This is a genomic window from Amphibacillus cookii, assembly GCF_016908375.1.
Taxonomy (GTDB): domain Bacteria; phylum Bacillota; class Bacilli; order Bacillales; family Amphibacillaceae; genus Amphibacillus_C; species Amphibacillus_C cookii.
Genome location: NZ_JAFBDS010000013.1, coordinates 29,263 through 51,769 on the forward strand (window position 1 = coordinate 29,263; position 22,507 = coordinate 51,769).

At 37.1% G+C, this 22,507-nt stretch carries 22 protein-coding genes, 1 riboswitch and 1 other annotated feature; of the genes, 15 read left to right on the forward strand and 7 right to left on the reverse strand.

Going from position 1 to position 22,507, the window contains the following annotated elements; genetic code table 11:
* The first annotated feature begins 198 nt into the window (after positions 1-198).
* The 3 genes from ccpA to motS all read left to right on the forward strand — a co-directional run bounded on the left by ccpA (position 199) and on the right by motS (position 2,876).
* On the forward strand, positions 199-1,194 hold the full coding sequence (gene ccpA, locus JOE23_RS16110) for a catabolite control protein A (protein WP_204440069.1): 996 nt from the start codon (positions 199-201) through the stop codon (positions 1,192-1,194).
* A gap of 91 nt (positions 1,195-1,285) precedes the next feature.
* A complete protein-coding gene (gene motP / locus JOE23_RS16115) occupies positions 1,286-2,113 on the forward strand; it encodes a flagellar motor protein MotP (protein WP_204440071.1) in 828 nt (275 codons plus the stop codon).
* Positions 2,100-2,876, forward strand: coding sequence for a flagellar motor protein MotS (gene motS, locus JOE23_RS16120; RefSeq protein ID WP_204440073.1), 777 nt, complete (start codon positions 2,100-2,102; stop codon positions 2,874-2,876). The genes motP and motS overlap by 14 nt, the downstream gene beginning before the upstream one ends.
* 359 nt (positions 2,877-3,235) lie before the next feature.
* Here motS and JOE23_RS16125 read toward each other — a convergent pair whose 3' ends face one another.
* Positions 3,236-6,229: a transglycosylase domain-containing protein gene (locus JOE23_RS16125; RefSeq protein ID WP_204440076.1), complete on the reverse strand. Its 2,994-nt coding sequence runs from the start codon at positions 6,227-6,229 to the stop codon at positions 3,236-3,238.
* A gap of 131 nt (positions 6,230-6,360) precedes the next feature.
* Positions 6,361-6,583 (forward strand) — a binding site (T-box leader).
* A gap of 217 nt (positions 6,584-6,800) precedes the next feature.
* On the opposite strand from JOE23_RS16125, the gene tyrS reads away from it, so the two are divergent.
* On the forward strand, positions 6,801-8,063 hold the full coding sequence (tyrS, locus tag JOE23_RS16130) for a tyrosine--tRNA ligase (protein WP_204440078.1): 1,263 nt from the start codon (positions 6,801-6,803) through the stop codon (positions 8,061-8,063).
* Between the two features lie 122 nt (positions 8,064-8,185).
* On the opposite strand, the gene JOE23_RS16135 is transcribed toward tyrS, so the two are convergent.
* Both JOE23_RS16135 and JOE23_RS16140 read right to left on the reverse strand, forming a co-directional pair.
* Positions 8,186-9,103, reverse strand: a complete 918-nt coding sequence (locus JOE23_RS16135; protein ID WP_204440080.1) for a cation diffusion facilitator family transporter — start codon at positions 9,101-9,103, stop codon at positions 8,186-8,188.
* Positions 9,104-9,169: 66 nt separating this feature from the next.
* Complete coding sequence (locus JOE23_RS16140; protein WP_204440083.1) at positions 9,170-10,276, reverse strand: hypothetical protein; 1,107 nt, start codon at positions 10,274-10,276, stop codon at positions 9,170-9,172.
* A 347-nt stretch (positions 10,277-10,623) separates the two neighbouring features.
* Here JOE23_RS16140 and JOE23_RS16145 point away from each other — a divergent pair, with 347 nt between their 5' ends.
* Positions 10,624-10,845 (forward strand): hypothetical protein, encoded by a 222-nt coding sequence (locus JOE23_RS16145; RefSeq protein WP_204440085.1) that lies wholly within the window; start codon positions 10,624-10,626, stop codon positions 10,843-10,845.
* 163 nt (positions 10,846-11,008) lie between these two features.
* On the opposite strand, the gene JOE23_RS16150 is transcribed toward JOE23_RS16145, so the two are convergent.
* Both JOE23_RS16150 and JOE23_RS16155 read right to left on the reverse strand, forming a co-directional pair.
* Positions 11,009-12,175 (reverse strand): M20/M25/M40 family metallo-hydrolase, encoded by a 1,167-nt coding sequence (locus tag JOE23_RS16150; protein ID WP_204440088.1) that lies wholly within the window; start codon positions 12,173-12,175, stop codon positions 11,009-11,011.
* 51 nt (positions 12,176-12,226) lie between these two features.
* Complete coding sequence (locus JOE23_RS16155; protein ID WP_204440090.1) at positions 12,227-13,564, reverse strand: 5'-deoxyadenosine deaminase; 1,338 nt, start codon at positions 13,562-13,564, stop codon at positions 12,227-12,229.
* A gap of 52 nt (positions 13,565-13,616) precedes the next feature.
* Positions 13,617-13,716, reverse strand: a riboswitch (purine riboswitch).
* A gap of 72 nt (positions 13,717-13,788) precedes the next feature.
* On the opposite strand from JOE23_RS16155, the gene JOE23_RS16160 reads away from it, so the two are divergent.
* Positions 13,789-14,481 (forward strand): uracil-DNA glycosylase, encoded by a 693-nt coding sequence (locus tag JOE23_RS16160; protein WP_204440092.1) that lies wholly within the window; start codon positions 13,789-13,791, stop codon positions 14,479-14,481.
* Positions 14,482-14,550: 69 nt separating this feature from the next.
* Here the strand turns inward: JOE23_RS16160 and JOE23_RS16165 are convergent, their stop codons facing one another.
* On the reverse strand, positions 14,551-15,300 hold the full coding sequence (locus JOE23_RS16165; protein WP_204440094.1) for an EcsC family protein: 750 nt from the start codon (positions 15,298-15,300) through the stop codon (positions 14,551-14,553).
* A gap of 646 nt (positions 15,301-15,946) precedes the next feature.
* On the opposite strand from JOE23_RS16165, the gene JOE23_RS16170 reads away from it, so the two are divergent.
* From JOE23_RS16170 to JOE23_RS16210, 9 genes are all read left to right on the forward strand, one after another.
* Positions 15,947-16,618 (forward strand): hypothetical protein, encoded by a 672-nt coding sequence (locus JOE23_RS16170; protein WP_204440096.1) that lies wholly within the window; start codon positions 15,947-15,949, stop codon positions 16,616-16,618.
* A 753-nt stretch (positions 16,619-17,371) separates the two neighbouring features.
* On the forward strand, positions 17,372-17,803 hold the full coding sequence (locus JOE23_RS16175; protein WP_204440098.1) for a hypothetical protein: 432 nt from the start codon (positions 17,372-17,374) through the stop codon (positions 17,801-17,803).
* On the forward strand, positions 17,790-18,074 hold the full coding sequence (locus JOE23_RS16180) for a DUF5344 family protein (protein WP_204440101.1): 285 nt from the start codon (positions 17,790-17,792) through the stop codon (positions 18,072-18,074). The genes JOE23_RS16175 and JOE23_RS16180 overlap by 14 nt, the downstream gene beginning before the upstream one ends.
* Before the next feature lie 4 nt (positions 18,075-18,078).
* Positions 18,079-19,449, forward strand: coding sequence for an LXG domain-containing protein (locus JOE23_RS16185; RefSeq protein WP_204440104.1), 1,371 nt, complete (start codon positions 18,079-18,081; stop codon positions 19,447-19,449).
* Positions 19,450-19,493: 44 nt separating this feature from the next.
* Positions 19,494-19,817, forward strand: a complete 324-nt coding sequence (locus JOE23_RS16190; protein WP_204440107.1) for a hypothetical protein — start codon at positions 19,494-19,496, stop codon at positions 19,815-19,817.
* Positions 19,798-20,154 (forward strand): hypothetical protein, encoded by a 357-nt coding sequence (locus JOE23_RS16195; RefSeq protein ID WP_204440109.1) that lies wholly within the window; start codon positions 19,798-19,800, stop codon positions 20,152-20,154. The genes JOE23_RS16190 and JOE23_RS16195 overlap by 20 nt, the downstream gene beginning before the upstream one ends.
* A 28-nt stretch (positions 20,155-20,182) precedes the next feature.
* Complete coding sequence (locus JOE23_RS16200) at positions 20,183-20,482, forward strand: DUF4176 domain-containing protein (RefSeq protein ID WP_204440111.1); 300 nt, start codon at positions 20,183-20,185, stop codon at positions 20,480-20,482.
* Between the two features lie 28 nt (positions 20,483-20,510).
* Positions 20,511-20,879 carry a DUF4176 domain-containing protein gene (locus tag JOE23_RS16205; protein ID WP_239585476.1) on the forward strand — a complete coding sequence of 123 codons (369 nt, stop codon included), beginning with the start codon at positions 20,511-20,513 and terminating at the stop codon, positions 20,877-20,879.
* Positions 20,880-20,911: 32 nt separating this feature from the next.
* Positions 20,912-21,403, forward strand: coding sequence for a hypothetical protein (locus JOE23_RS16210; protein ID WP_204440113.1), 492 nt, complete (start codon positions 20,912-20,914; stop codon positions 21,401-21,403).
* A 230-nt stretch (positions 21,404-21,633) separates the two neighbouring features.
* On the opposite strand, the gene erm is transcribed toward JOE23_RS16210, so the two are convergent.
* Positions 21,634-22,368 (reverse strand): 23S ribosomal RNA methyltransferase Erm, encoded by a 735-nt coding sequence (gene erm, locus JOE23_RS16215; RefSeq protein ID WP_204440115.1) that lies wholly within the window; start codon positions 22,366-22,368, stop codon positions 21,634-21,636.
* Between the last annotated feature and the right edge of the window lie 139 nt (positions 22,369-22,507).

Genomic DNA, 22,507 nt, shown 5'->3' on the forward strand with positions numbered 1-22,507 from the left:
AAATGTAATTTTTAGGGCCTTTTGATTTTTTCATTTCAAAATAAGCTAGAAATCACAGACTTGTTTTGCGAAATTTGTTATACTATTGTATGTATTTTAAATCATAAAATGTCGATATAGTATGGGAAATAGTTTACTATGCTATACTGTACATAAAAGGAAAAACGATTATTTTATTTACTATTGGAGGTTGAAATGATGAATGTAACGATATATGACGTTGCACGTGAAGCAAATGTATCAATGGCTACTGTTTCAAGAGTGGTGAATGGAAATCCGAATGTAAAGCCTGCGACACGAAAGAAAGTATTACAAACCATTGAAAGGTTAGGTTATCGCCCTAACGCGGTAGCGCGGGGATTGGCCAGCAAAAAGACAACAACAGTTGGTGTGATTATTCCTGATATCTCAAGTATTTTCTTTTCAGAATTGGCACGCGGTATCGATGATATTGCTAATATGTATAAATATAATATTATATTGAGTAACTCGGATCAGAACATTGATAAAGAAGTGAAATTAATTAATACGATGCTTGAAAAACAAGTAGATGGAATTGTGTTTATGGGGGGGCGTATTACAGATGAACATATTCAACAATTCAAAACGTCGCCAGTACCGGTTGCTTTAGCAGCTACAGTAGATCCTACTCAAACGATTCCATCGGTTAATATTGACTACGAGGTTGCTGGTTATGAGGCGACTAAACTTTTAATTGATAACGGACATGCGCATCCTGCATTTGTAACAGGTGTAGAAGAAACAGCAGCTAACGAATTAAAGTATCGTGGTTACTTACGTGCATTAGAGGAAAGTGATCAAAGCTTGAACCAGTCCTATATTGTCCGTGGTGATTTTACTTATGGATCAGGTGTAGAAGCAGCTGATCAGTTGCTAGGCTTAGATAAGCGACCTTCTGCTATTTTCGTAGCTTCAGATGAAATGGCGTTAGGTGTGATTCATGCCATTCAAGATAAAGGCTTAAGTGTGCCTGATGATATTGAAGTGTTTGGCTTTGATAATACAAGATTAGCAACAATGGTTCGACCAACGCTTTCCACCATTGTACAGCCAATGTATGATATCGGTGCGGTTGCTATGCGTTTACTAACAAAGTATATGAACAAAGAAGAAGTGACAAATTCGAATGTCATTTTACCACACCAAATTATTGAAAGAAGCTCAACAAAATAAAATTATTGCCGATATACGAAATATCGAACTTGCAAATCCTTGGCATGATTACTTTCATCCAAAGATTTTATGTTAGTTAAGGAGAGAGCATATGAAAAAAACAGATATTTTAACACCAATCGGCATTACATTAGGTATTATTATGATTTCTTTTGGAATCATATCAAGTAGTGGAAATTTTGATGGCTTTTTAGCTTTTATTCAAATCTCTTCGATGGTTATTGTAATCGGGGGATTAACAGCAGCGCTACTTATTAACTTTAATCTTGATCAAGTCAAGATTATGGGACGTGTAGTCAAGGAGTCATTTAACAAGAATGATCATAATTTAGAAGATCTGATTAGCTTGTTTGAAAGACTTTCAGAACGTGCTAGACGTGAAGGTCTGCTAGCGCTAGAAGGCGAATTAGAAGATGTAGATGATCCATTCATTAAAAAAGGTGTTTTATTAGCCATTGATGGTATCGAGCCTGAAGTTATTCAAGACATTATGAGCGCAGAAATAACAGCAATGGAAGATCGACATTCCAAAGGGCGTATGATTATTGAGAGAGCTGGTGATTACGCACCGGCATGGGGAATGATTGGTACATTAATTGGGCTTGTTCTAATGCTAAATGATCTTAATGATCCTACAACATTAGGTCCTCAAATGGCTGTAGCTTTATTAACAACATTTTATGGCTCGGTTTTGGCCAACTTAGTATTTATGCCAATGGCTGGTAAATTAGAAACCAAGACAGATGAAGAAGTATTTACGAAACAGATTATTGTTGAAGGTGTAATCGGTGTGCAATCCGGTCAAAATCCACGAATTCTTAAAGAGAAACTAAGTGCTTTTCTATCTGATGATATGCGTAAGCGCCGTTCTGTTGAAAACGAAGATGCAGTGGAGGGTATAGCAAATGAAGCGTCCTAATAAAAAGCCACCTAAGGGTAGCCCAAAATGGATGACCACCTTCTCAGATATGATGACACTTATATTAGTATTTTTTATTTTGCTTTTTTCAATGTCGCAAATTGATGCGGCTCGGTTTGAAGCTGTGGCAGAATCTTTCCGTAATCGAATGATTTTTGATGGTTTTCCTTCAACCGTGGAAATGGACAATCCGTCAGATAGTGCTGATTTGAATCAACAACAAGAAGAATTTGATAATTTTAAACAAAATTTATTTGAAGAAGACGGCTTAGATGAAGATGAATTAGAGTCTGATCAAGAGTCGTTGGAAGAATTGCTAGAAGAAATTGAGGATTTTTTAGAAGAAAATCAATTGCAAGAAGTTATTTCAGCTAATCGTACGGATCAAGGTGTTGTTCTTATTTTACAAGAACGTATTCTATTTGATACCGGTGAAGCTGTCATAAAATCAGAAGGTGAGCCATTTTTAGATAAGGTGGCACTATTACTCTCTAATATACCGAATAGTGTTCGGGTAGAAGGGCATACAGATAATCGTCCTATTTCTACACCGGCATTTCCGTCAAATTGGGAGTTATCTGGTGCGAGAGCAAGTAGTGTGATCCGTCATATTGTTGATGCTAATGATTTTAATGAGGACCGCTTCATTGCAGTTGGGTTTGGTGATACCCGTCCAGTAGCGCCAAATGATTCACCAGATAATTGGCAACGTAATCGAAGGGTTGAAATTGTCATCTTAGAATTGTCACAATCATTGAATTAAACCTATAGTAAACAGCACATTGTTTTAAAGTCTAAAACAATGTGCTGTTTTTGGGTGAATAAAAAATAACGCTAGGGATTTGCCCCAGCGCTATTCGGTAGTATTAATTTAAAGCAAGTTAGCTTGTCTAATTAATCATGGATAACGGTCCGTAAAACACCGCTAGTGTACTGATTCACTCAGCTAACAATTGGTGGGTGGGTAAGATCGTAGACTAAAACCGCCACATCTTTAAGAAGGATTACAGACTAAGATCGCCACGTCCTGTGGCAACGTCTGCATGACCTACATCCTGTAGGCCCACGTCTACATGACCTACGTCTTGTAGCCCTTCGCCCACTGATTGAAGGTTCGCTTTATTAACCATCGCCTTGTTCTCCGTCATCATCAGAACCATCGCTCTCATTGTCTTCATCGCTATCTTCACTATCATCAACATCTTGACTATCTTCATCTTCTTCAGTTTCTTCATCTTCATCACGATATGAGGGATGATCATTATTTCTATTACCACGGTTTCTGTTTCTATTACGGTCTTCATTATTGTCATCGTCGGTATCATCATCCTCATCATCGTCTTGATCAACCTCACCATCAACATAAGGTGATGAAGGTTCAGATTCACGACCAAAGTAATTGACTGCTACGACATGGTAAACCGCTGAGTTACTGCCGACATTTATATCTGTATCAATCGTCGAATCATAAAGAGAGAAATCATCCTCTGGATCATCTGCACGATAAATACGATAACCAACAACATACTGGCTAGATGGTGCACTCCAAGTCAAGTTATTACCTGACTTGGAGAGAGAAGTAGGAGCATTTGGATTATTTCCGTTATCTTCAATGTCAACTAATTCTGGAATTTCAACAGCATCCCATGCAGAATTATTATCTGGAATTAACTGACTAATATCATCGAGCTGATCATACCCCATCTCACTCAACCATTCTGGATTAAACATGACCCCATCATCTTGTGTGAACTCTTCAGGTGTATTACTTCCAGCAATAACAGCTTCACCATCCATGATCACATAGCTTCCATCAATTAAGCTGTCGTCCTCACTTGACGGTGTATAAGCTGCATTGAAAATGTCACTGCCAACTAATCCGAGCGATTGGCTTATCTCAGAAGGGGCATGACCTGAAACAAGACTAAATGAACGTGAAACAATATTATCAGGCTGAGAAAACCTTGATGATGGTGCCATTAAATCAGGATCAACCTCAGTGGCGGCATTTACTAATGCAGCCCATAACGATTGCGTTCTTCCACTGTACCCATCATCAAGTGGTTGATTATAGTTATATCCAATCCATGTCCCTAAAGTGACATTAGGATTAGTTGCGACAAACCAGTTATCAGCAGCATTATTAGATGTCCCTGTTTTACCAGCCCAGTCCACACTAGCATTTCTTAACTGACTTCGAGCTGTTCTACCCGTTCCTTGTGTTAATACATCACGCATCATATCGACCATCAAGTAATTTGTTTGGACACTGAAAACATCAACAGATTCACTTTCATGTTCAAAGATAATTTCTCCATCAACAGATTCAATCGTTTCAATCATATAACTTTCAAGATATTTTCCATCATTACCAAACGTTGCATAAGCATTTGTATTTTCATCAATGGTTGAACCATAAGTACCAATTGCAAAAGAAGGGTGTATCGCGCTCTTGTCATGAGAAAGGCCCATCTTTTCACCGAACTCAGTAAATGCTTCAGTTTCTTGTTGTAAGTCCTGAAAGACAGATGCAGCAGATACGTTGTAAGAATTAGCGAGGGCTGTTCGAGCGGTCACCAATCCATAATAACGCCCTACTGTAAAGTTATTAGGCCAACCTTTTCCATTACCATAATCTAAGTTGACATCGGCAATGATTGATCCTGGTTGGATAACACCTAGCTCCATGGCAGGTGCATAAACGAGTAAAGGTTTTGCTGTACTACCAACTGAACGCCTTACCCGAGTGGCATAGTTTTGATTATCTTGTTCAAAATCACGACCACCGACAAAAGCAATAATCGCACCTGTGCTATTATCAATTAGTATACTACCGGCTTGCTCTGGCGTCACGAGTGGAACATCTTCACCTGTTTCTGGATCTTGTGTCATAATAACAGCACCAGACTGCTCATTTCGTGCGGTCTTATCTTGGCCAAAGTTATTAAAATTTTCAGCAACGTCTTGAAAAGTGTCAAACATTTCTTTATTGATGGTGGTATGAATTTTATAACCACCTTGAGATAACTCTCTTGAAGCATAAATTTGATATTGTTCGCTTAATTCGTCATTAGCATCTAAATCTTCCATAGTATAGCCATCTTCTTCAGCTAGGTACTCAATAAAGATCTCTTCTGTTCGTCTGCGAACTTCTTCTGTTAAATACGGATATTCTTCAAAAGCAGATGGGGAACGATCAGAAAAACTGTCAACAACATCAAACGCCATTGCTTCTTCACGTTCCTCTTCAGTTATATAGCCAGCTTGCTCCATTCTTAATAAGACGGTCTGCATGCGATTAAGTCCGGCTTCAAGTCCATCTTCATCCTTTAATGTACCATTATTGTTAAAAGGACTATAAACGATGGGACTTTGAGGTAGTCCAGCTACAAAAGCAGCTTGCGCTAAGTTAACGTCATCAGCGTCAACACCAAAAATCCCTTGTGTTGCCGTTTGGACACCTGCAATGTTTCGACCATTAGCATTTCGCCCGAATGGGACAATGTTAAGATAAGCCTCAAGAATCTCATCCTTTTCCATGAAATTTTCAAGTCGTAATGCTAATATGATTTCTTTCGCTTTTCGGTCAAATGAAACTTCATTTGTTAACAACTGATTTTTAATAATTTGTTGGGTTAACGTACTACCTCCCGTTTGCGTGGCTGAACCTGAAACCTCTTGAAACATGGCACGCATAATCGCTTTAGGAACGATACCATCATGCGTTTCAAAGTACTCATCTTCAGTAGCGATAATACCATTAATAATATAATCAGAAACATTAGCTAAGCTCACTTCTTCCCGATGAATATCAGAGCTCACTTCTCCCATATAGACTTCATCAGCAAAATATATTTCTGACGTTTCTTCGTAATTGTGGATAGCACTAACCATCGATTCTTGTGAGCGAAGCGGTTCATCTTTGACTAATGAAGCAAAATATCCTGCTCCAATACCTCCAACAAAGAAGAAAGCGATGATACCGATTACGATAAAAAATAATATTATATTCCAAACCACATCATAGCTAATTCGGGCAAATTTTTGAATAATGCCTTTATCTATAAAAGATTTCGTTTTTTTCCAGATGTTGTTTAGTCGTTCTTGAAAAGTCATATCAATACCTCCTAAAATTCCATCTCATATTATAGCATATTTCAGCAATTGATAAGTATCTGAGACAAATTTTTTTAAAAAAGCTTGCGATTGTCATGAAATTATGATATTAATGTAACACAACAGAAAATAATTGAGTGATGAAAGATTGAAGTAATGTTAATATTCCCTGGTTTAAGAGAGCTGACGGGTGGTGTGAGTCAGAGCATAATATTAGCGTGAATTACGTTCTTGAGCTTCCTAATGTACAACTTATGATTTAGGCGGTGCAACATAATGCACCGATATCAATTCAAAGTGGCAATGATAGTTTGCAACGAGGGTGGTACCGCGAGAGTAGAACTCGTCCCTTTTGGGATGTTTTTTGCTCTTTTTTTGTTTGTTAGAAAGTGTTAATTGCAATAAAAAAAAGCGGGAAACTTCAAACGCAAAATTTAAAAGGGCTAGGATAGAAAAAGTTGACATGTTCGCTGAAAAATGAGTCCAGTCGATTTTTTTAATAGACGACATCGCCAAGCCCTGTCACAAGGTTGTATGAAAGAATTTTTTGATATTAAAGGAGATGATAAACATGGATATTATTCAAGATTTAGACATGCGAGGACTTATTCAGCAAATGACTGATGAAGAGGGTTTGAAAAAGCATTTACAAGACGATATCGTTACGCTATATTGTGGCTTTGACCCGACAGCAGATAGTTTGCATATTGGCCATTTAGTTCCAGCGCTTATGTTAAAAAGATTTCAACAAGCAGGGCATCGACCGATTGCATTAATTGGTGGGGGAACAGGAATGATTGGTGATCCAAGTGGACGTTCAAGTGAGCGCCAATTAAATGATACCAAAACGGTTGAATATTTTAGTGATAGGATTAAGCAACAATTGGCTAAAATTCTAGACTTTGAAAAAGAAGCAAATGGAGCTGTTGCACGAAACAATGCAGAGTGGCTCGGGTCATTAACCCTTATTGAATTTTTGCGTGATACAGGTAAACACTTCGGGGTGAACTATATGTTAGCTAAAGATTCCGTTCAATCTCGTTTAGAAAATGGGATAAGCTTTACCGAGTTCACTTATATGATCTTACAGTCATATGATTTCATGAATCTATTTCAAAAAGAAAATTGCTCATTACAAATTGGAGGCAGTGATCAGTGGGGGAATATTACAGCTGGTATGGAGTTGATCCGTCGAACAAGCGAAGATGAGGTTAAAGTGTTTGGTCTCACAGTCCCACTTATTACCAAAGCAGATGGAACGAAATTTGGTAAAACAGCTGGTGGAGCGGTCTGGTTAGATCCAGAAAAAACAACACCTTATCAATTCTATCAATTCTGGATCAATACAGATGATCGTGATGTAATAAAATTCTTAAAATACTTTACGTTTTTATCAATTGAAGAAATTAATCAATTGGCAGTACAGTTAGAAGAAGCACCAGAAAAACGGATTCCACATATTCGATTAGCAGAAGAGCTGACCAAATTAGTCCATAGTGAAGAGGCATTAGTTCAAGCACAACGGATATCCCAAGCACTGTTTAGTGGGGAAATTAAACAATTAAATGGCGACGAGATTAAACAAGGCTTTAAAGACGTTCCGACGGTGCAGTTGACGAAGGAGACGATGCTGCTAGTGGATCTGCTAGTTGAGGCGAATATTTCATCATCTAAACGGCAAGCACGTGAGGACATCCAAAATGGTGCGATATATATCAATGGTGAACGTCAACAAAACGTGAATTATCAAATTCAGGATGATGATCGCATCGATAATCAATATACGATCGTTAGACGCGGTAAAAAGAAATACTTCTTACTTGATTTTCAATAAATAAGTGATCATGTAACAAGAATAAGCAAGATAGTGTAAGAGTTGAACATAATAAGGTGCCCCTAAGATCTCGCTTTTGGGCACCTTATTACATAGAGTATTTTGTTATTTTTCTAGGAACATTATAATGCCCACTTACGATCTTTTGTAAAAGAGACCGTTAACCATTTTTGATAAGGATACTGATCTAAAAAGCGGTCAATATCTTCTCTAATTTGGTCTTGATCAGTTAAAGACGCTAATCGGTCTTCTTTTTTAATGACAAAATCAATTTCTACCCACAAAGTTTTACCTACTTTAGTAATTCTTACAATGGATTCATCAAATTCACGTTCATTAGCAAGTCCCTTGATAAATTGTTTAATTTGATCTGGCATTTTTCCCTTTGGGGGCATGTCTAAGATTTCACGTAATGCAGTCGACATTTCCTCAATGGGTACTTTAATAAAATAAATCGATACAGCTATGACCATAATTGGATCTATGAAAGGGACGATAAATTGAGTTGCTGAAAAGAAATTGAGTAAATATGAGATGACAAAACCTATTAACACAGCAACACTAACCAATGTATCCATATACCATTGATTAGCTTCAGCTTGTAAAAGTGCAGAACGTACTTTATTAGCCTCTTTTTTTAAATAATAGGTGATGCCAATACATAAAATGGTTGCTAGCGTCGAATAGATTAAAGCAATACCTACGGCTACTTCTCTGCCACCAGAGGCTAAAGTCATTAAAGCTGAAGCAAGGGAACCGATAACAAGTACGAGTATAACGAAGTATTTGATCAGCACCACTAATGGCTCAATTTTATCTTTTCCAAATGGATAATTGTTAATGTCATGCTTACTAATAAACCTCGCAGCGATTAAAGATAATATCGAAAGTCCCAAACTAACGAGTGAATATAGGCCATCAAACAAAATCATTTGAGCACCGACAAGTAAGCCGATTACGATCCCAGTCACAGAAAAAATAACAGCGCCATATACTGAAATTTTTAATAGCGCATGTTCACGACTGTTATTTTGTTGCATTATATCTGCTCCTATCTTAAAGGTCAAAGCTTATTGTATCATATTTGTTTAATGTTAAGCTAGCTGTTAATCATCTTGAACATTGCGTTCTTTCACTTCATTATAGCGACGATTTTGTCGATAACCATAGGCAATATTACGAATTAATTCTGTACTTTCAGTGCTTGCGCCTATCGATCCTGCTAATGTTGCAATTGAGGTTGCTAACCAGCTTAAACGTAAGAAACTGATAAGCGTTACATCTTTTTCTATCTCTGTCAATGATTCAAATAAGTCGGGTGGAACAAAAAAGATGATCGCAATTGAAAATATAGCTAAGAGGACAATGTAATAGGCTAACACTGCAACAGTCAAGGTTACTAGTGTTGTTGTATTATATAGTTTTTTCATTTTGGTTTTCCCTTTTTTAGTACGTTTCTCCCACAAATGATGTGAAACGATCATCCAAATAATCATACTAATAATTGCAACAAAGGTAATGGCGACGAGTCTTAACAAATTATAATGGATACTTAATTCCCATAATGTAGGGAAAATTAACACATAAGCACCCGTAGCAAACGCGACAGCAATAATGGGTTTAAAAGAAGCAATCACTGCCCAAGGTCTATTGGCATAAGTCATGCCTAAAATAGCTCGAACTTTCCCGTTGATTTTGGGCACAACAGAATAGCGGGTCACGTTGGTTTCTTCAGCGCCTTCCATTCGTTTAATAGGAGATAATCTCAATTTTTGCTTCATTTGATGTGTAGCGGTTTCTTTTATGTGTGAAGCATTTAGATTTTGATGATGCAATTCATAAACAATTTGTTTGATCATTTTGAATGTTCTATTTTTCATTGGTGGTGCACCAAAAGCTGGCAAAGAGAGGAGTGCGATATTAAGATCTTTATTTAAATCTGCTAAGATAATCTTTTTTTTATCAAAAAGAAGAAGGTCTGTCACGCATATCGTATAATCCCAATTTTGTTGGTTCGCTATTTTATGCGCTTCATTAAATATTTCCTTTGAATCTTCTACCGCACCTGTTAAAGGATCAACCATAATGTCTAATGTCCATTCATATTTACCATCGACATGATCTTGACAATATGTACTTAATGGCTTAATCAATTCTCTGCAAATCGTTTCAGGTAATTCTGGAGCGCAAATTAAACCTACATTTAATTCCAAGTTATCACTCCTTTATAAATCTCTATATACAATTACCCGATCGCAATAAAATTAATCTTTTTCTTAAAATAGATTATAGGTAAAAAGCAATCCAATAATATTTGCTGATTTAGAAGGGGGATATATAACAGGCATAGTTGGTTGAATTGTAAATTTAATTATAATGTTTGGGTTAATGTGTTGGGGAGAGGTTGCTGTTAATACCGCAACAGGTGTTGTATCTGGTGCTATTGCGGAAAATGGTGGAATTAGTGTGACTTACTATGTGTAAATAACGAACCCTTAACGCGGCAAGGTGTGGTAGTGCTGGTTTTTGGGGCTGTAGTGGCAAGAATAGGTGGGGTGTTATGATAAACGGGTCAATATGTAAAGGCATGGCAAGAAACCGCCTAAAAAGCAAAATGGCTGGACTTTATATGTTTTCAGAAATTAGAGTGAGGGATATGCTTGTTAAGCAAGGTAAATTAGCATTTAGTTTAACATTAGTTAGCACAGAGGTATGTGCAGTAGCTAATTCTGAATATACTACTTTTGAACAGGACAATTACTTGAAAAAAGAACATAAATGAGAAGGGAACGGCAGGATTTCGCTGTTCCCTTCTAAACATTGAATTTCCTTGTTAGAAAAGCTATTCAGATTATATGATGCAAATTATGCTCCAACTCACTTGACACGGAATCTCGGTGACAAGCTTTTATCATCAACGGTTCTCCGTGAAAAGTTGTATGGGATCAGAACTGATCCGGCATATCCAATATTGTTTTCACAATCGTAAGTGCTTGTTCCTGAAGTGATGAAACGCGTGCACGCTCATTCGGTGAATGCGGGTCAACGCCGATCACACCTACTCCACATAATGTCGGAATGCCTTTAGCGGTTAAATAAGCACTATCTGAGCAGCCCCCGACATACAACGGTTTAGGTTTATGAAAGCCCAAATCACTTCGTGTATCGTGGTAAAGCTGGAATAGGTCGGGCGTTTTTTCGGTTTCCTCCATTGCCAAAAAAGCGGCTTCTTTTGTCAACGTTGAAACTGTGTTGTCGATAAACGCTTGATCATTAATGGCTTGTAGTAACTGCTCTGCTTGATCTAAGTTGGCATTTGTTTTGAAACGAACGCCTACCTTGAAGGTACATGTATCTGGAATGATATTTGTTCCAGTACCGCCTTCAATCACACCGCAATTATAGGTTGTACCCTCAGGGTTAGTATGCTTTTCAATCGCTATCATTTTATGGGCTGCTTCTTGGATCGCACTTGCTCCACCAAGTGGATGATTGCCAGCGTGGGCAGAAATCCCTTTTATGTCGAATCGATAAAAAGCACCGCCTTTTCGCTTTGTAATGACATCACCACTTAATCGAGCGCTTTCACAAGTAAAAGCAGCGGCGGTAAAGGGCGTTTCTAGATCAAAAACCTTAGCACCTTGCCCCTGTGAAAGCTGATGGGCAACCTCTTCATCACCTGACAAAATGAGCTTAAGCTGTCGTTTGTCGTAACCCATTTGTTGTAAAGCTTGAATAACAAACAATGCAATGACAATACCACCCTTACAGTCATAAGCTCCTGGACCATGGAGGAAGCCATCTTGATAAGTAATTGGGTCAGCTCCGAATGAGCCAACCGGTTGCACCGTATCCATATGGGCGACAAGAGCGATATTAGGTAGATGTCTAGCAGGGGTATAGGCTATTAAACTGCTACCCGCTTGATTGAAAGGATAAGTCTTTGTCTCAAGATTCACTTTGCGACAATAATCTGTTAAGTAGCTTGCAACGGCATTGACACCTGCAACATCATTTGAGGGGCTTTCGATACGAATAATGTTTTCCCATAAATCAATCATTTCCTGCTGCTTTGCTTCTAAAAATGCTTCTGCTTGCGCTAATTTGGTCATTCAGCTCACATCATCCTTTTTAAAATTTTTTTAATCATAAGTGTTAAAGGGTTATTTAAGGAATTGTTTAGACCGTTTCAGTAACTGACGAATGATCCGATTCGCTTGCTGTAAAACATCTGCTTTGTCAATGGTAAGCATGCGACGATTTTCCATCACAATCTTGCCATTGATAATTGTTGTCTCGACATCCGCTCTCGTTGTACTGTAAACAATTCGTGAAATCGGATCAACCTCAGCCGATGGATACGTATGAAAGTTATTCAGATCGAGAATGGCTAAGTCTGCTTTTTTGCCAACCTCTAAGCTTCCAATCTCATGATCACGGCCAATTGCTTTTGCACCACCAATTGTCGCCATCTTCAAGACTGTTTTGGCTGGCATCGACGTTGGACCATGGATCGGCTTTTGAATCAGAGCGGCCAGACGCATGTCGTTAAACATATCTAAATTGTTGTTACAGGGCGCCCCATCTGCGCCAAGACTGAGACAGGTGCCGTGGTCGTGCATCTCAGGGATATCAGCAATACCCGAGGCTAGCTTTAGATTAGAAGCGGGACAGTGACTAACATGGACGCCTTTTTCGCGTATGATTTGTTTTTCAAGCTGATCAAGCCAAATGCAATGTGCTAAAATGAGACGCTTGTTAGCTAAGCCTAAATGATCCAAGTAGACGATATTGCGCATCCCCGTCTCACGCTGAACAATGTCAATTTCTCCCTTGTTTTCTGAAGCGTGAGTATGGACCATGACATTATAATGGTCAGATAGTTGTTTGACTTCTGTTAATAGCGCTTCTGTGCAGGATACGACAAATCGTGGTGAAAAAGCATATTGTAATCTACCGTGGTCATAGTTATGCCATTTTTCTAATAAATCAACACTTTGTTGAATCGAATCGCTTGTTTTTTCTTGCAAGGGGAGTGGAACTTGATCGCCTTTATCCATCATCACCTTACCAGAAAGCGCGCGGATACCACTCTCGGCCAGTGCTTGAAAGGCAAAATCAGTATGGTGAACAGTCTCCATGTCGACGATCGTGGTCGTACCGCTTTGGATCAGCTCACCTAAGCCGAGTAAAGCAGAATAATAGATCGACTCCTGATCATGAGCAGCCTCAAGAGGCCAGATTTTCTGCTGGAGCCAATCCATTAGCTCAAGATCATCAGCCTGACCACGAAAAATAGTTTGACAGAGGTGAATATGGGTTTGAACAAAGCCGGGGATAATGGTTTTTCCACTAGCATCTATATATTTATCATAATCAGTATTTTCCAAATCGGAGCCGAGTGCAACAATCCGGTCATCCTCAATCAAGAGATCCCCGTAAATAATGTCTTCTGCTGGATTCATCGTAATGATTTCGGCTTTTTTGATTAATATTCGCATTTTACTCCTCCTTTGTGCCCTTTTTTAAGATACAAAAAAAGCCACGGAAATATGCGGTTACACATATTTTCGTAGCTAGAAATTTGCGGTTTCTTAGTAGAGACCCTTAAACCAATCTTTAAGGCTATACGAAACTGTTAACATGTATGGTAAACTAGATAAATAAGTAAATCAATCTTCTTGTTTGGTTATCTAACAAAGTTATTTGAGAGGATGAAAGAATCGTGGCAAAGAAAATTTTACATAACGACTGGGCAAATGTTCTTGGACAGGAGTTCGAGCAGCCCTACTACAAGCAATTACGCCAATTTTTAAAGCAGGAGTACCAAACACATATTATTTATCCGCATATGAATAACATCTTTAATGCCTTACATTATACGTCTTTTGAACATGTTAAAGTGGTGATTCTTGGTCAAGATCCTTATCACGGACCAAATCAAGCGCATGGATTAAGTTTCTCTGTTAAGCCTGAGGTAGCTATTCCACCCTCGTTGCAAAATATGTATAAGGAGCTACAAACTGATTTAGGTTACGCAGTTCCTTCACACGGTTACTTAGTGAAGTGGGCGGAGCAGGGCGTCTTACTTTTAAACAATGTGCTGACCGTTAGACAAGGACAGGCCCATTCCCATAAGGGAAAAGGCTGGGAGCGATTTACCGATCGTGTCATTGAGGTGTTAAACGAAAAGCAAGAGCCAGTCGTTTATTTACTATGGGGCGCAGCGGCTCAGAAGAAGCTAGCGCTAATCGATACGAGCAAGCATTACATCGTTAAGTCGCCACACCCAAGCCCGCTCTCGGCACATCGTGGCTTCTTTGGCAGCCGTCCGTTTTCAAAAGCAAATGCATACCTAGAACAGGCTGGTCGTGATCTAATTGATTGGCAGATCACAGAGGAAGACAAGCATCGTTAACTTATGATGCTTGTTCTTTGCTTTATTACTTGTACGTAAAATAATGCATAAAAGACAAATGAAGGTGTCTTAGTGATTTTCGCTGACGCTGTCGGGATTGATTATTCCTCTATCCGTTAAATACCGAAGTTGGTAAGCATGCTTTGCGGTCTCACCTAATTTTTCAAGTAAGTTATGATTGGCATAAGCACCGACAACTGCGCCAAAGCCTGGGATCATTTGAAACAGTTTCGCTACATCCATATAGTCTCGATACTCTTGTTGGAATGTATACCAATCAACATCAGTAACAAGCTTCTTTTTTTCATTCCAATTGCAAACGAAGTCGTAAGTTTGACGTTTTTTGGTATCGCTTGAAAAGGCAAGTTGGAAAACATAAAGAATAAACATGCGTTCCTCGTACTCCTCAACATGATAGCCATAAATGGTCGCCACTTCGAACAAAAATCTAATCTTTATTGATAGTAACAATGGGAAGTCGGTCAATGCTAACAAAAACCCACCAACACCTGTGCCAGCCCCCTCGATGACAGCGGCTTTCTGAAACGATTTAAATTTTTCAAAAAACAATTGGTCCATCTCATACAGGTTATCGCCTATCGGCTGTTTTTTATTTGTCGTGACATATGATCCGACTAAGGTAGCTTTAACCATATGCTTAATACTGTCGGTAATGATATCATGCGCTTTTTGTGGGATTAAGGTATTTAATTTCGTCTGTGCTTGCTTGGTCATCTGACCGAATATGCTGGGCCGTTTGACCAATTGCTTGCGCCAGTGTTCAATTTCATTTAAGACAAGCTGTTCGTACTCCGTCATGTTGATCACCTCAATTCTTAAGTTGCGTTTAACTCCATTATAACAGATCGAGAAAATTGTTAAAAAACTTTACAATTGGCTTGCTGATGATTTTAAAGCGGTTCTGTAAAGTCAGGAATTATTTGTGTTTCTGAGGGATCGTTCAAAGGTGACATGATTACTTTTTTCACGGATTTAAATAAACAGACAAGTATAATCACTCAACTTTCGCCCACTGAAAATAGGCATTCAACCTTGATCGTGTTCAATAGACTCGATATTCAATATGCTTGTTGACTTTACTTCTGCATGGATGTGCCCGCATGCGACCTTCTCATACGTTTAGCACGTTAATTCGTTCCGAAAAGCGGAACATAGCTCACCTGCGCGTTTAAAAAGTTTTATAATCAATCGAAAATCTATATTCAAAAATATTAGGTCTACCCTTATGCTGTCTTGGCTGAACCTGAAAATTCAGATGAGAAAGTTAAGTAATTTTTAATTTTCAATTTGAAAATAATCTTCTCACAATTAAGTTGTAACATTTTACAGTAGTTACCGTCATATTTAATAAAGAAAGTGTGCTCTCTAATGTTCCATTGCTTACTAGATCATACACTCAAATTTAATAGGTTATTTAATAAAAAGTTAAACAGGAGGTATTTTAATGAAAAAAGTAACTTTTATTTATTCGCTGATCGTCACCATCTTATCCCCTAGCGTGATAATTGCTTCAGAAGTCGATTTAGATCAGCGTTTTGAATCCATTGAATATGACTTTACTATCGATGATCCAAATAAAGAAATATTGGAAGAGATACAATCCTATATTGACCAACATCTAGATGAAGCTTTTGAAACGATGTATCTTGATTGGACTGAAGATGACCAAAGTATTTATACATTTTTATTCTCTGAACCATTAACTGAAAAGGATTTGGCTGAATTATTTGAACGATCAGGAGATTTATCAGCTCAATTTGTAGAAGTAGATTATACGCAGAAGGATTTGGAGGAAAAACAACTGGAAATTGAAGCAGAAGGTTTTGAGTATAGTGACTTTACGATTAATTTTGTTGGAACAGATATACGAAATGGTATGGTAAATGTCGGGATTGTTCCCTACACAGAAGAGAATGCTGACAAACTCTATCAGCAATTTGGAGACGAACGCGTTAATGTAGAACAAGGTGATGCGGTTTCGATCTTACCGATGACAGTAGATCAGGAAGAAGACGAGACTGAAATCATGCCAATCTCAGCAGAAGAAACAGCAGATCAAGAATTAAATTGGTTTAAAAGCCTTTGGCAAACTGTAGTAAGCTGGTTGCCATGGTAGTTACTGTGTCTCATTAAAACGCTAATTTCCAAGTCAAAGACGCACTTTACCCTTAAAGATTGCTTCAATGATTATAGCTATATTGATTTTAAATTAGAATTAAAGGTATTGAGGCTTTCCGCTGACCTTAGGGTCTAGTCCTAAAGGATCAGACTTAAAAGCGAGGATTTCCACAAGTGCAAAACGTTATTATAGATAATCGTCCGTAAACCCCCTCAAGATAGAGCGTAGAGTAAATCGATTGAGGTGATAATGATTCACTCAACGAACCCGCAATCGGTTGGAGGGTAAGATCGTAGACTAAAACCGCCACGTCTTTAAGAAGGATGACAGACTAAGTCCGCCACGTCCTGTGGCAACGTCTGCATGACCTACGTCCTGTAGCCCTGCGCCAGCTGATTGCAGGTTTGTTTTATGAAATATGTTTTTTCAGACTTGTCTCTCCCTAGACTTCTTTGTTACGTATAAGTTGTCAGGCAGGTGGCTTTTATCTCTGTTAATGATAGTATAAAAGTGGTGGTTTGTATGTTGAAAATAGATGAACGCTTAGTCGTAGTCTCTGATAATAAAAGATTTGATCAGTGTTTTATTTGTAAATATTCTATAATTTTATGATGATAAAATCCTAGGATAAAACATAGAGTTTTATTAAAAACAACATTATGTTCAGTAGATTTGAAACTTTTTCCTTATTTTTATTGGATAGATAATTCGATAGAATAAAGTATATATTGTATATAAAGAGGTTTTTTTATGTCTGTACATGTAATAAATAATCAAATTCAATTTACACAACAATCCATTTATCAAGCAAATATAAATTTGCAAGATTTACTTGATCAACAGTCACGAATCGAAAATGCTTTACAGAAACTGAGGGTATTGCAGGACGAACTTAAACAGAATAACAGGTTAGTGGTGAAGCCTGAATTCACAAAAATGACTTGGCATGGGCATTTAGCCACTCGATTTGAGCATTACAGACAAACAAGTCTGTCAGATCAATATTGCCATTTATACCAACAGCAACTTGGTCAAGTCATTGTGCAGCTTAAAACGAAGTTGTTAAGCCTTGGTTTAAACATTAATGAGACTAGGGCTGCAATTAACCGTGATCGATTGCGGTTACATCGGTTAAGAACAGAGAAACGAAGGGAGCTAGCTAAAGTAAATGAAAGAAATTAAAGTTAACGAAAACGTCTTAAATAAAGAGCTAAATCAATTTAAACAAGTAGTTAATGATTTAAATCCTTCATTTGATGTTCAAAAAGATGGGGAGAACCAATTAGAATTGACCGATAAAATAAATCAATTGAACCAATCATTCAATCAAACCATAGAAACGCTGCAAGTATTGCTAAAACAAAACATAAGCATGACAGAAGAAGCGATTGCTTCATTGAAAACAACTGACCACGATTTGCAAACGCAGATCCAATTGACTAAACAGGAGTAGATCAATGAAAGTCATTGAAGTGAAAACATTAACAGCTAAACTTAATATGACAAATAAATCTTGCCAAACATGTTCTGAACAATTAGATGCTGTCAAAAGCGCATTAACAAATTTCCTATCACTTGAAGATGCACTAAAGGGTCAAACAGGAGAAGCTATTCGTACTTATTTTAATGATTTTCAATTCCCTTTATTAAAGTATCTTCAAAACTTACTAGAAGATTATCGTGGTGTGATTGATCAAATCGAGCAAGCGATAAGTGCTTATGAACCGCAGGATGACGGCTATCTAAAAGAAGGTTATATCACTCAAAATCTAAATAATGATCTCTCCCAGCTAGAGGATATCACGATTGCTTTAGTGGATGAAGTCAATCAAGAGATTAATCAAGTCCGGGATATTATTGGATTATCACAGGTAGATGATCATCCTTTCCTGCAAGAATTACAAACGGGCCATCAATATCTTAATGAAGTTGTTGAAGATCTTCATTTATTAGACAAGGAACAAACGAATAAAATAGATGAAGTCAATCAAGATTTAATCAGTATTGATACATATATTGAACAACTGAACAAAAATTTCTCTATTCAGTCCCTGCAGTTATATTCTAATCGTATAGTCGCACCGATGAATAATCTATATACTTGGTTACATCCCACTTATTATGAAGGGATGAACCAACTACATAGCCAGCTTGACCCTGAATTTGAACAAAATGTTGAAAAGAAAGATGTTGAAAGCCAAGACTTTATCATTGGTGGTGATACAGCTGAAATAACGGAGTCAGCTTCAGTTACTGGTGGTGCTGGATGGTATAATAATGATTGGGTTGGTTTAGATGGATTTTCAACTGGTGACGGACAAATCGGCGGGACAAGTGAAGCGAGTCTTTTGCATGCTAGCGGTGAACTTGATACAGATTGGGTAAATGCTCAAGTTAATCAGGACATTTTATATGGAAATGCGACAGCACAATTTGGTGGTGAATCATTGTTCGGTTTAAACTTACCACTACCACTTGTAAAGGCTGAAGCGAAAGGCTATCAATTGGGAGGAAGAGCTCAAGTTGATCGAAACATCCCGTACATTGGTCCAGTGTTAGGTGGAACGGGTGGTGAAGCCAAGGGTAGTGCGGGTAATGCACAAGCATATGCAGGTTTTGATGAGAAATCAGTAGGTGTTGCAGCGAAAGCGTCAGTTGTTGAAGGCGAGGTAAGTGGGATCTTTGGTATTCCATTTACAGATGTTGATGTGAAACTTACTCTAGGTGCTTCACTAGGTAGTGCCGGAGGAGAAGCGAAAATTGGAAAAGAGACAGTCTTAGATTTACGAGCGTTGGTAGGAGCGAAGATAGGATTAAGTTTTGAGTGAAAAATGCTTAAAGTAACCATTTAAATTTTACTGGGGATGTTGGTATGAAACGTATAATGGATTTAATATTTGGCCTTTATAAAATGGTTAGCCAAGAAATTCAACAACTAAAAGAACAGAAAAAGACAGCAGACGAGAAGTCAAAAATATTACGTGTAAATCGTCTTATCGGTTTTAATATTATCGTAATGATTATGCAAACAGTGCTCATTGCGTTCACTTTAACGTATATTTTCTTTGTTTTTTATCATTGGCTATCTCTTATAGGGGTCCTATTCACACTACTTTTTATGTATGTGTTACGGTACTTTTATCAAAAAGTTTATACGAAAATGAGGTATGAATATTTTGAAAAATATCAGAAATAACTCCCTAATTGCTAGTAGGATAATCAATTGGTTTGTTGATCCTTATAAACGGATAAAGCAAGAAATTACTTATTTAAATGAGAGGAAAAAAGCAACAACTAACAAAGGAAATGAATTAAAAATTTATCATTTGATGCTATTTCAATTAGCTTTGGGTCTAGCTTATTCCATTCTTATATATAACATCTTGCATGTTTTGATTTGGTCTTTATTTGAATGGTATGTTATATTCTTTGAAATTGTTATTATTGGCTTTATATTTATATTAAAAAAATTTCATCATTTTATGTCTTCGATATTTAGAGATTATTACCTTGATAAAGCTAATGAGCATTAAGAAAAAACGTTGTAAAGGATGATAGATAATGGATAAAGATATTCATTCATTAGAACTTGATATTGGTGAACAATTATTACCAATTGGTTCAGTTGTTTTAACAAGTATAGTGGAGCAGGCTTTAATGATTTATGGCAGAAAGCAACAACAAGAAAATAATGAAACAGTATGGGATTATGTCGCTTGTCCTTATCCACAAGGTCACATCTCTTCAAAAACAAATGTGTTCTTTAATCATGATCAAATTAAGCAATTAATTTATAAAGGGTTAGAGACGGAAGGGGAAAAATTTTTAAGCAGTAAGTTAGCTGAATTAGATCAATCATGAACGGTGTCTTCAGGTGAGGGGGGATATGATGAGAGAAAAAACTGGTATATTGATTACTATTAGTTTAATTATCGGTATTTCTATTGGCTTTGTGCTAAGTTCCATGTTTGATCTTGATTTTTTTGATAATACGCAAAAAGTAATCGATGATGAGCTTCTTCCGATTGGGTCGATCGTATCTACAGATATTGTCGAGCAAGACTTAATGATCTATGGTAGAAAACAGACACAGGATGGTCAAGATAGAGTATGGGATTATGTCGCAACACCTTATCCGCATGGTCATTTTTCAAGCGATACCAATATTTTCTTTGATCATGTGGCTATTAATGAATTAATCTATAAAGGGCTAGAGACGGAAGAAGAAATAGAGTTCAGACAACAATTAACAGAATAAATAATTATAGAGATAAATAGGTAGGTATATAAATGAATAAAAAATTAAAGATTATTTTAGGTATTATTTTAGGAATGATGGTAATTGGAGGCGCGATTACCGTGATCCTTTTTATTTTCCTTCCTGGTACAGTTGAAGATGTTTATGACGATAACGAAAGGATTGCTTCGCGTAGTGAAAGCAAGATATATCGTAACAAAAGAGAGACGGTGCTTAATGGGGACTATCAATTGAGTTTTGTTTTCTCGGGAATAGATACATTATGGACAGTTGAACCTGAAAATAATGAAACAGCACTCATCGTAACTTATAACAGTGAAATAACTGAGGGTAAATTTAAAGCGGTATTGGTTGATCCTGACGGTACTATTCAAGTTATTTTCGAAGGAACAGATCAGGGGACAAAGGAGATACCTTTAAAACAAGGAGAGTCTCGTTTTAGAATAGTAGGGGAAGAGGCTGAAGGCGAAATAAATCTCTCTATAATGAGTGAAGATTCAGTGGAGATTAATACCACTTCATAAGCATTTTCTTATTATTGGAGAGTCAGTCTACAATAATTCTGTATGCTTATTCCAAACAAACAAGCTAACATTACTTTTGTAAGTTAGATCAAGGTCTATTGCTCTGTTTAGTAATGAAACTAAACAGACCACAGAGTGCCCAAAAGTTCCTTCTTCCTTTTCAATCAGTTTACTGTACTGTCACTAGACGTATAAATTAAGGGGTTGCTGGAATCGGCAACCCCTCAACTCTATTTATTAAACAATTTATAACTATTGAATAGTGATAAGAATTGTTTAAAGTTAATATTGTTTAAGTCATCTATCTTTGCATGTTTTAATGCCTTATTAAACTGATTTTTAGTAAATAGTTTGTCGTATTCTTTATTGACCCACCTATTTGCAAAGTATTCATATTGTAACCTTTCTTTTGATGCTATTTTTGATGGGTGTCTTTTTAACATGATTAATGAGCTATCAACCCTTGGTTTTGGATGAAAATAGTCTTTAGGAATTGTATTCAATATAGAAATATCAACTTCCGGCATTAATAGTAGCGCTAATAAACGTTTTGTATTTAATAGCCTTTTAGCAAATCCGTACTCCACGATTAAATAACTAACCCTCGCTTCACTTTCAAAAACAATCTTCCGTATTATATTTGAACTTATATTATAAGGAATACTGCCGAATATTTTGTATGGCTTATTTTTAGGGAACTTAAATTGCAATATATCCTTGTTGATCACTTGAAAATTAACTTGATCTGCAAGCTTGAGTTGCGTTCTTTTGCACAATTGAGGGTCTATCTCAATAGCTGTTACATAGCTACATCTTTGAGCGAGTTCTAATGTGAAATGCCCTTTTCCTGAACCTATCTCGAAAACGTTGTCGTTCGCTTTTAAATCGATATTAGTCATTATTTTATTTATATGAAATTTAGAGGTAATAAAGTTTTGACTATTTCTTATATCTTTTTTGTTCATTATTACACTTCCTTTTTATGAAATCTAAAGGAATGTAATCATAAAAAAACCACAGACAGCAGCCTGTCTGTGGTGAAGAGTAAACGAGGTATAGCAAATAGACATTTTCTTTGTATTAGTGAAAAAAGACATACGAAAA

Excerpts from the sequence above, each read along its gene's own strand:
- JOE23_RS16210 (WP_204440113.1), top strand. The coding sequence starts at position 20,912 with ATGAATAAAAAATTAAAGATTATTTTAGGTATTATTTTAGGAATGATG.
- JOE23_RS16170 (WP_204440096.1), top strand. The coding sequence starts at position 15,947 with ATGAAAAAAGTAACTTTTATTTATTCGCTGATCGTCACCATCTTATCC.
- JOE23_RS16135 (WP_204440080.1), bottom strand. The coding sequence starts at position 9,103 with ATGCAACAAAATAACAGTCGTGAACATGCGCTATTAAAAATTTCAGTA.
- tyrS (WP_204440078.1), top strand. The coding sequence starts at position 6,801 with ATGGATATTATTCAAGATTTAGACATGCGAGGACTTATTCAGCAAATG.
- ccpA (WP_204440069.1), top strand. The coding sequence starts at position 199 with ATGAATGTAACGATATATGACGTTGCACGTGAAGCAAATGTATCAATG.
- JOE23_RS16155 (WP_204440090.1), bottom strand. The coding sequence starts at position 13,564 with ATGCGAATATTAATCAAAAAAGCCGAAATCATTACGATGAATCCAGCA.
- JOE23_RS16190 (WP_204440107.1), top strand. The coding sequence starts at position 19,494 with ATGAAACGTATAATGGATTTAATATTTGGCCTTTATAAAATGGTTAGC.
- JOE23_RS16180 (WP_204440101.1), top strand. The coding sequence starts at position 17,790 with ATGAAAGAAATTAAAGTTAACGAAAACGTCTTAAATAAAGAGCTAAAT.
- JOE23_RS16150 (WP_204440088.1), bottom strand. The coding sequence starts at position 12,175 with ATGACCAAATTAGCGCAAGCAGAAGCATTTTTAGAAGCAAAGCAGCAG.
- motS (WP_204440073.1), top strand. The coding sequence starts at position 2,100 with ATGAAGCGTCCTAATAAAAAGCCACCTAAGGGTAGCCCAAAATGGATG.
- JOE23_RS16205 (WP_239585476.1), top strand. The coding sequence starts at position 20,511 with ATGAGAGAAAAAACTGGTATATTGATTACTATTAGTTTAATTATCGGT.
- JOE23_RS16145 (WP_204440085.1), top strand. The coding sequence starts at position 10,624 with ATGATAAACGGGTCAATATGTAAAGGCATGGCAAGAAACCGCCTAAAA.
- erm (WP_204440115.1), bottom strand. The coding sequence starts at position 22,368 with ATGAACAAAAAAGATATAAGAAATAGTCAAAACTTTATTACCTCTAAA.
- JOE23_RS16175 (WP_204440098.1), top strand. The coding sequence starts at position 17,372 with ATGTCTGTACATGTAATAAATAATCAAATTCAATTTACACAACAATCC.
- JOE23_RS16125 (WP_204440076.1), bottom strand. The coding sequence starts at position 6,229 with ATGACTTTTCAAGAACGACTAAACAACATCTGGAAAAAAACGAAATCT.
- JOE23_RS16200 (WP_204440111.1), top strand. The coding sequence starts at position 20,183 with ATGGATAAAGATATTCATTCATTAGAACTTGATATTGGTGAACAATTA.
- JOE23_RS16165 (WP_204440094.1), bottom strand. The coding sequence starts at position 15,300 with ATGACGGAGTACGAACAGCTTGTCTTAAATGAAATTGAACACTGGCGC.
- JOE23_RS16185 (WP_204440104.1), top strand. The coding sequence starts at position 18,079 with ATGAAAGTCATTGAAGTGAAAACATTAACAGCTAAACTTAATATGACA.
- motP (WP_204440071.1), top strand. The coding sequence starts at position 1,286 with ATGAAAAAAACAGATATTTTAACACCAATCGGCATTACATTAGGTATT.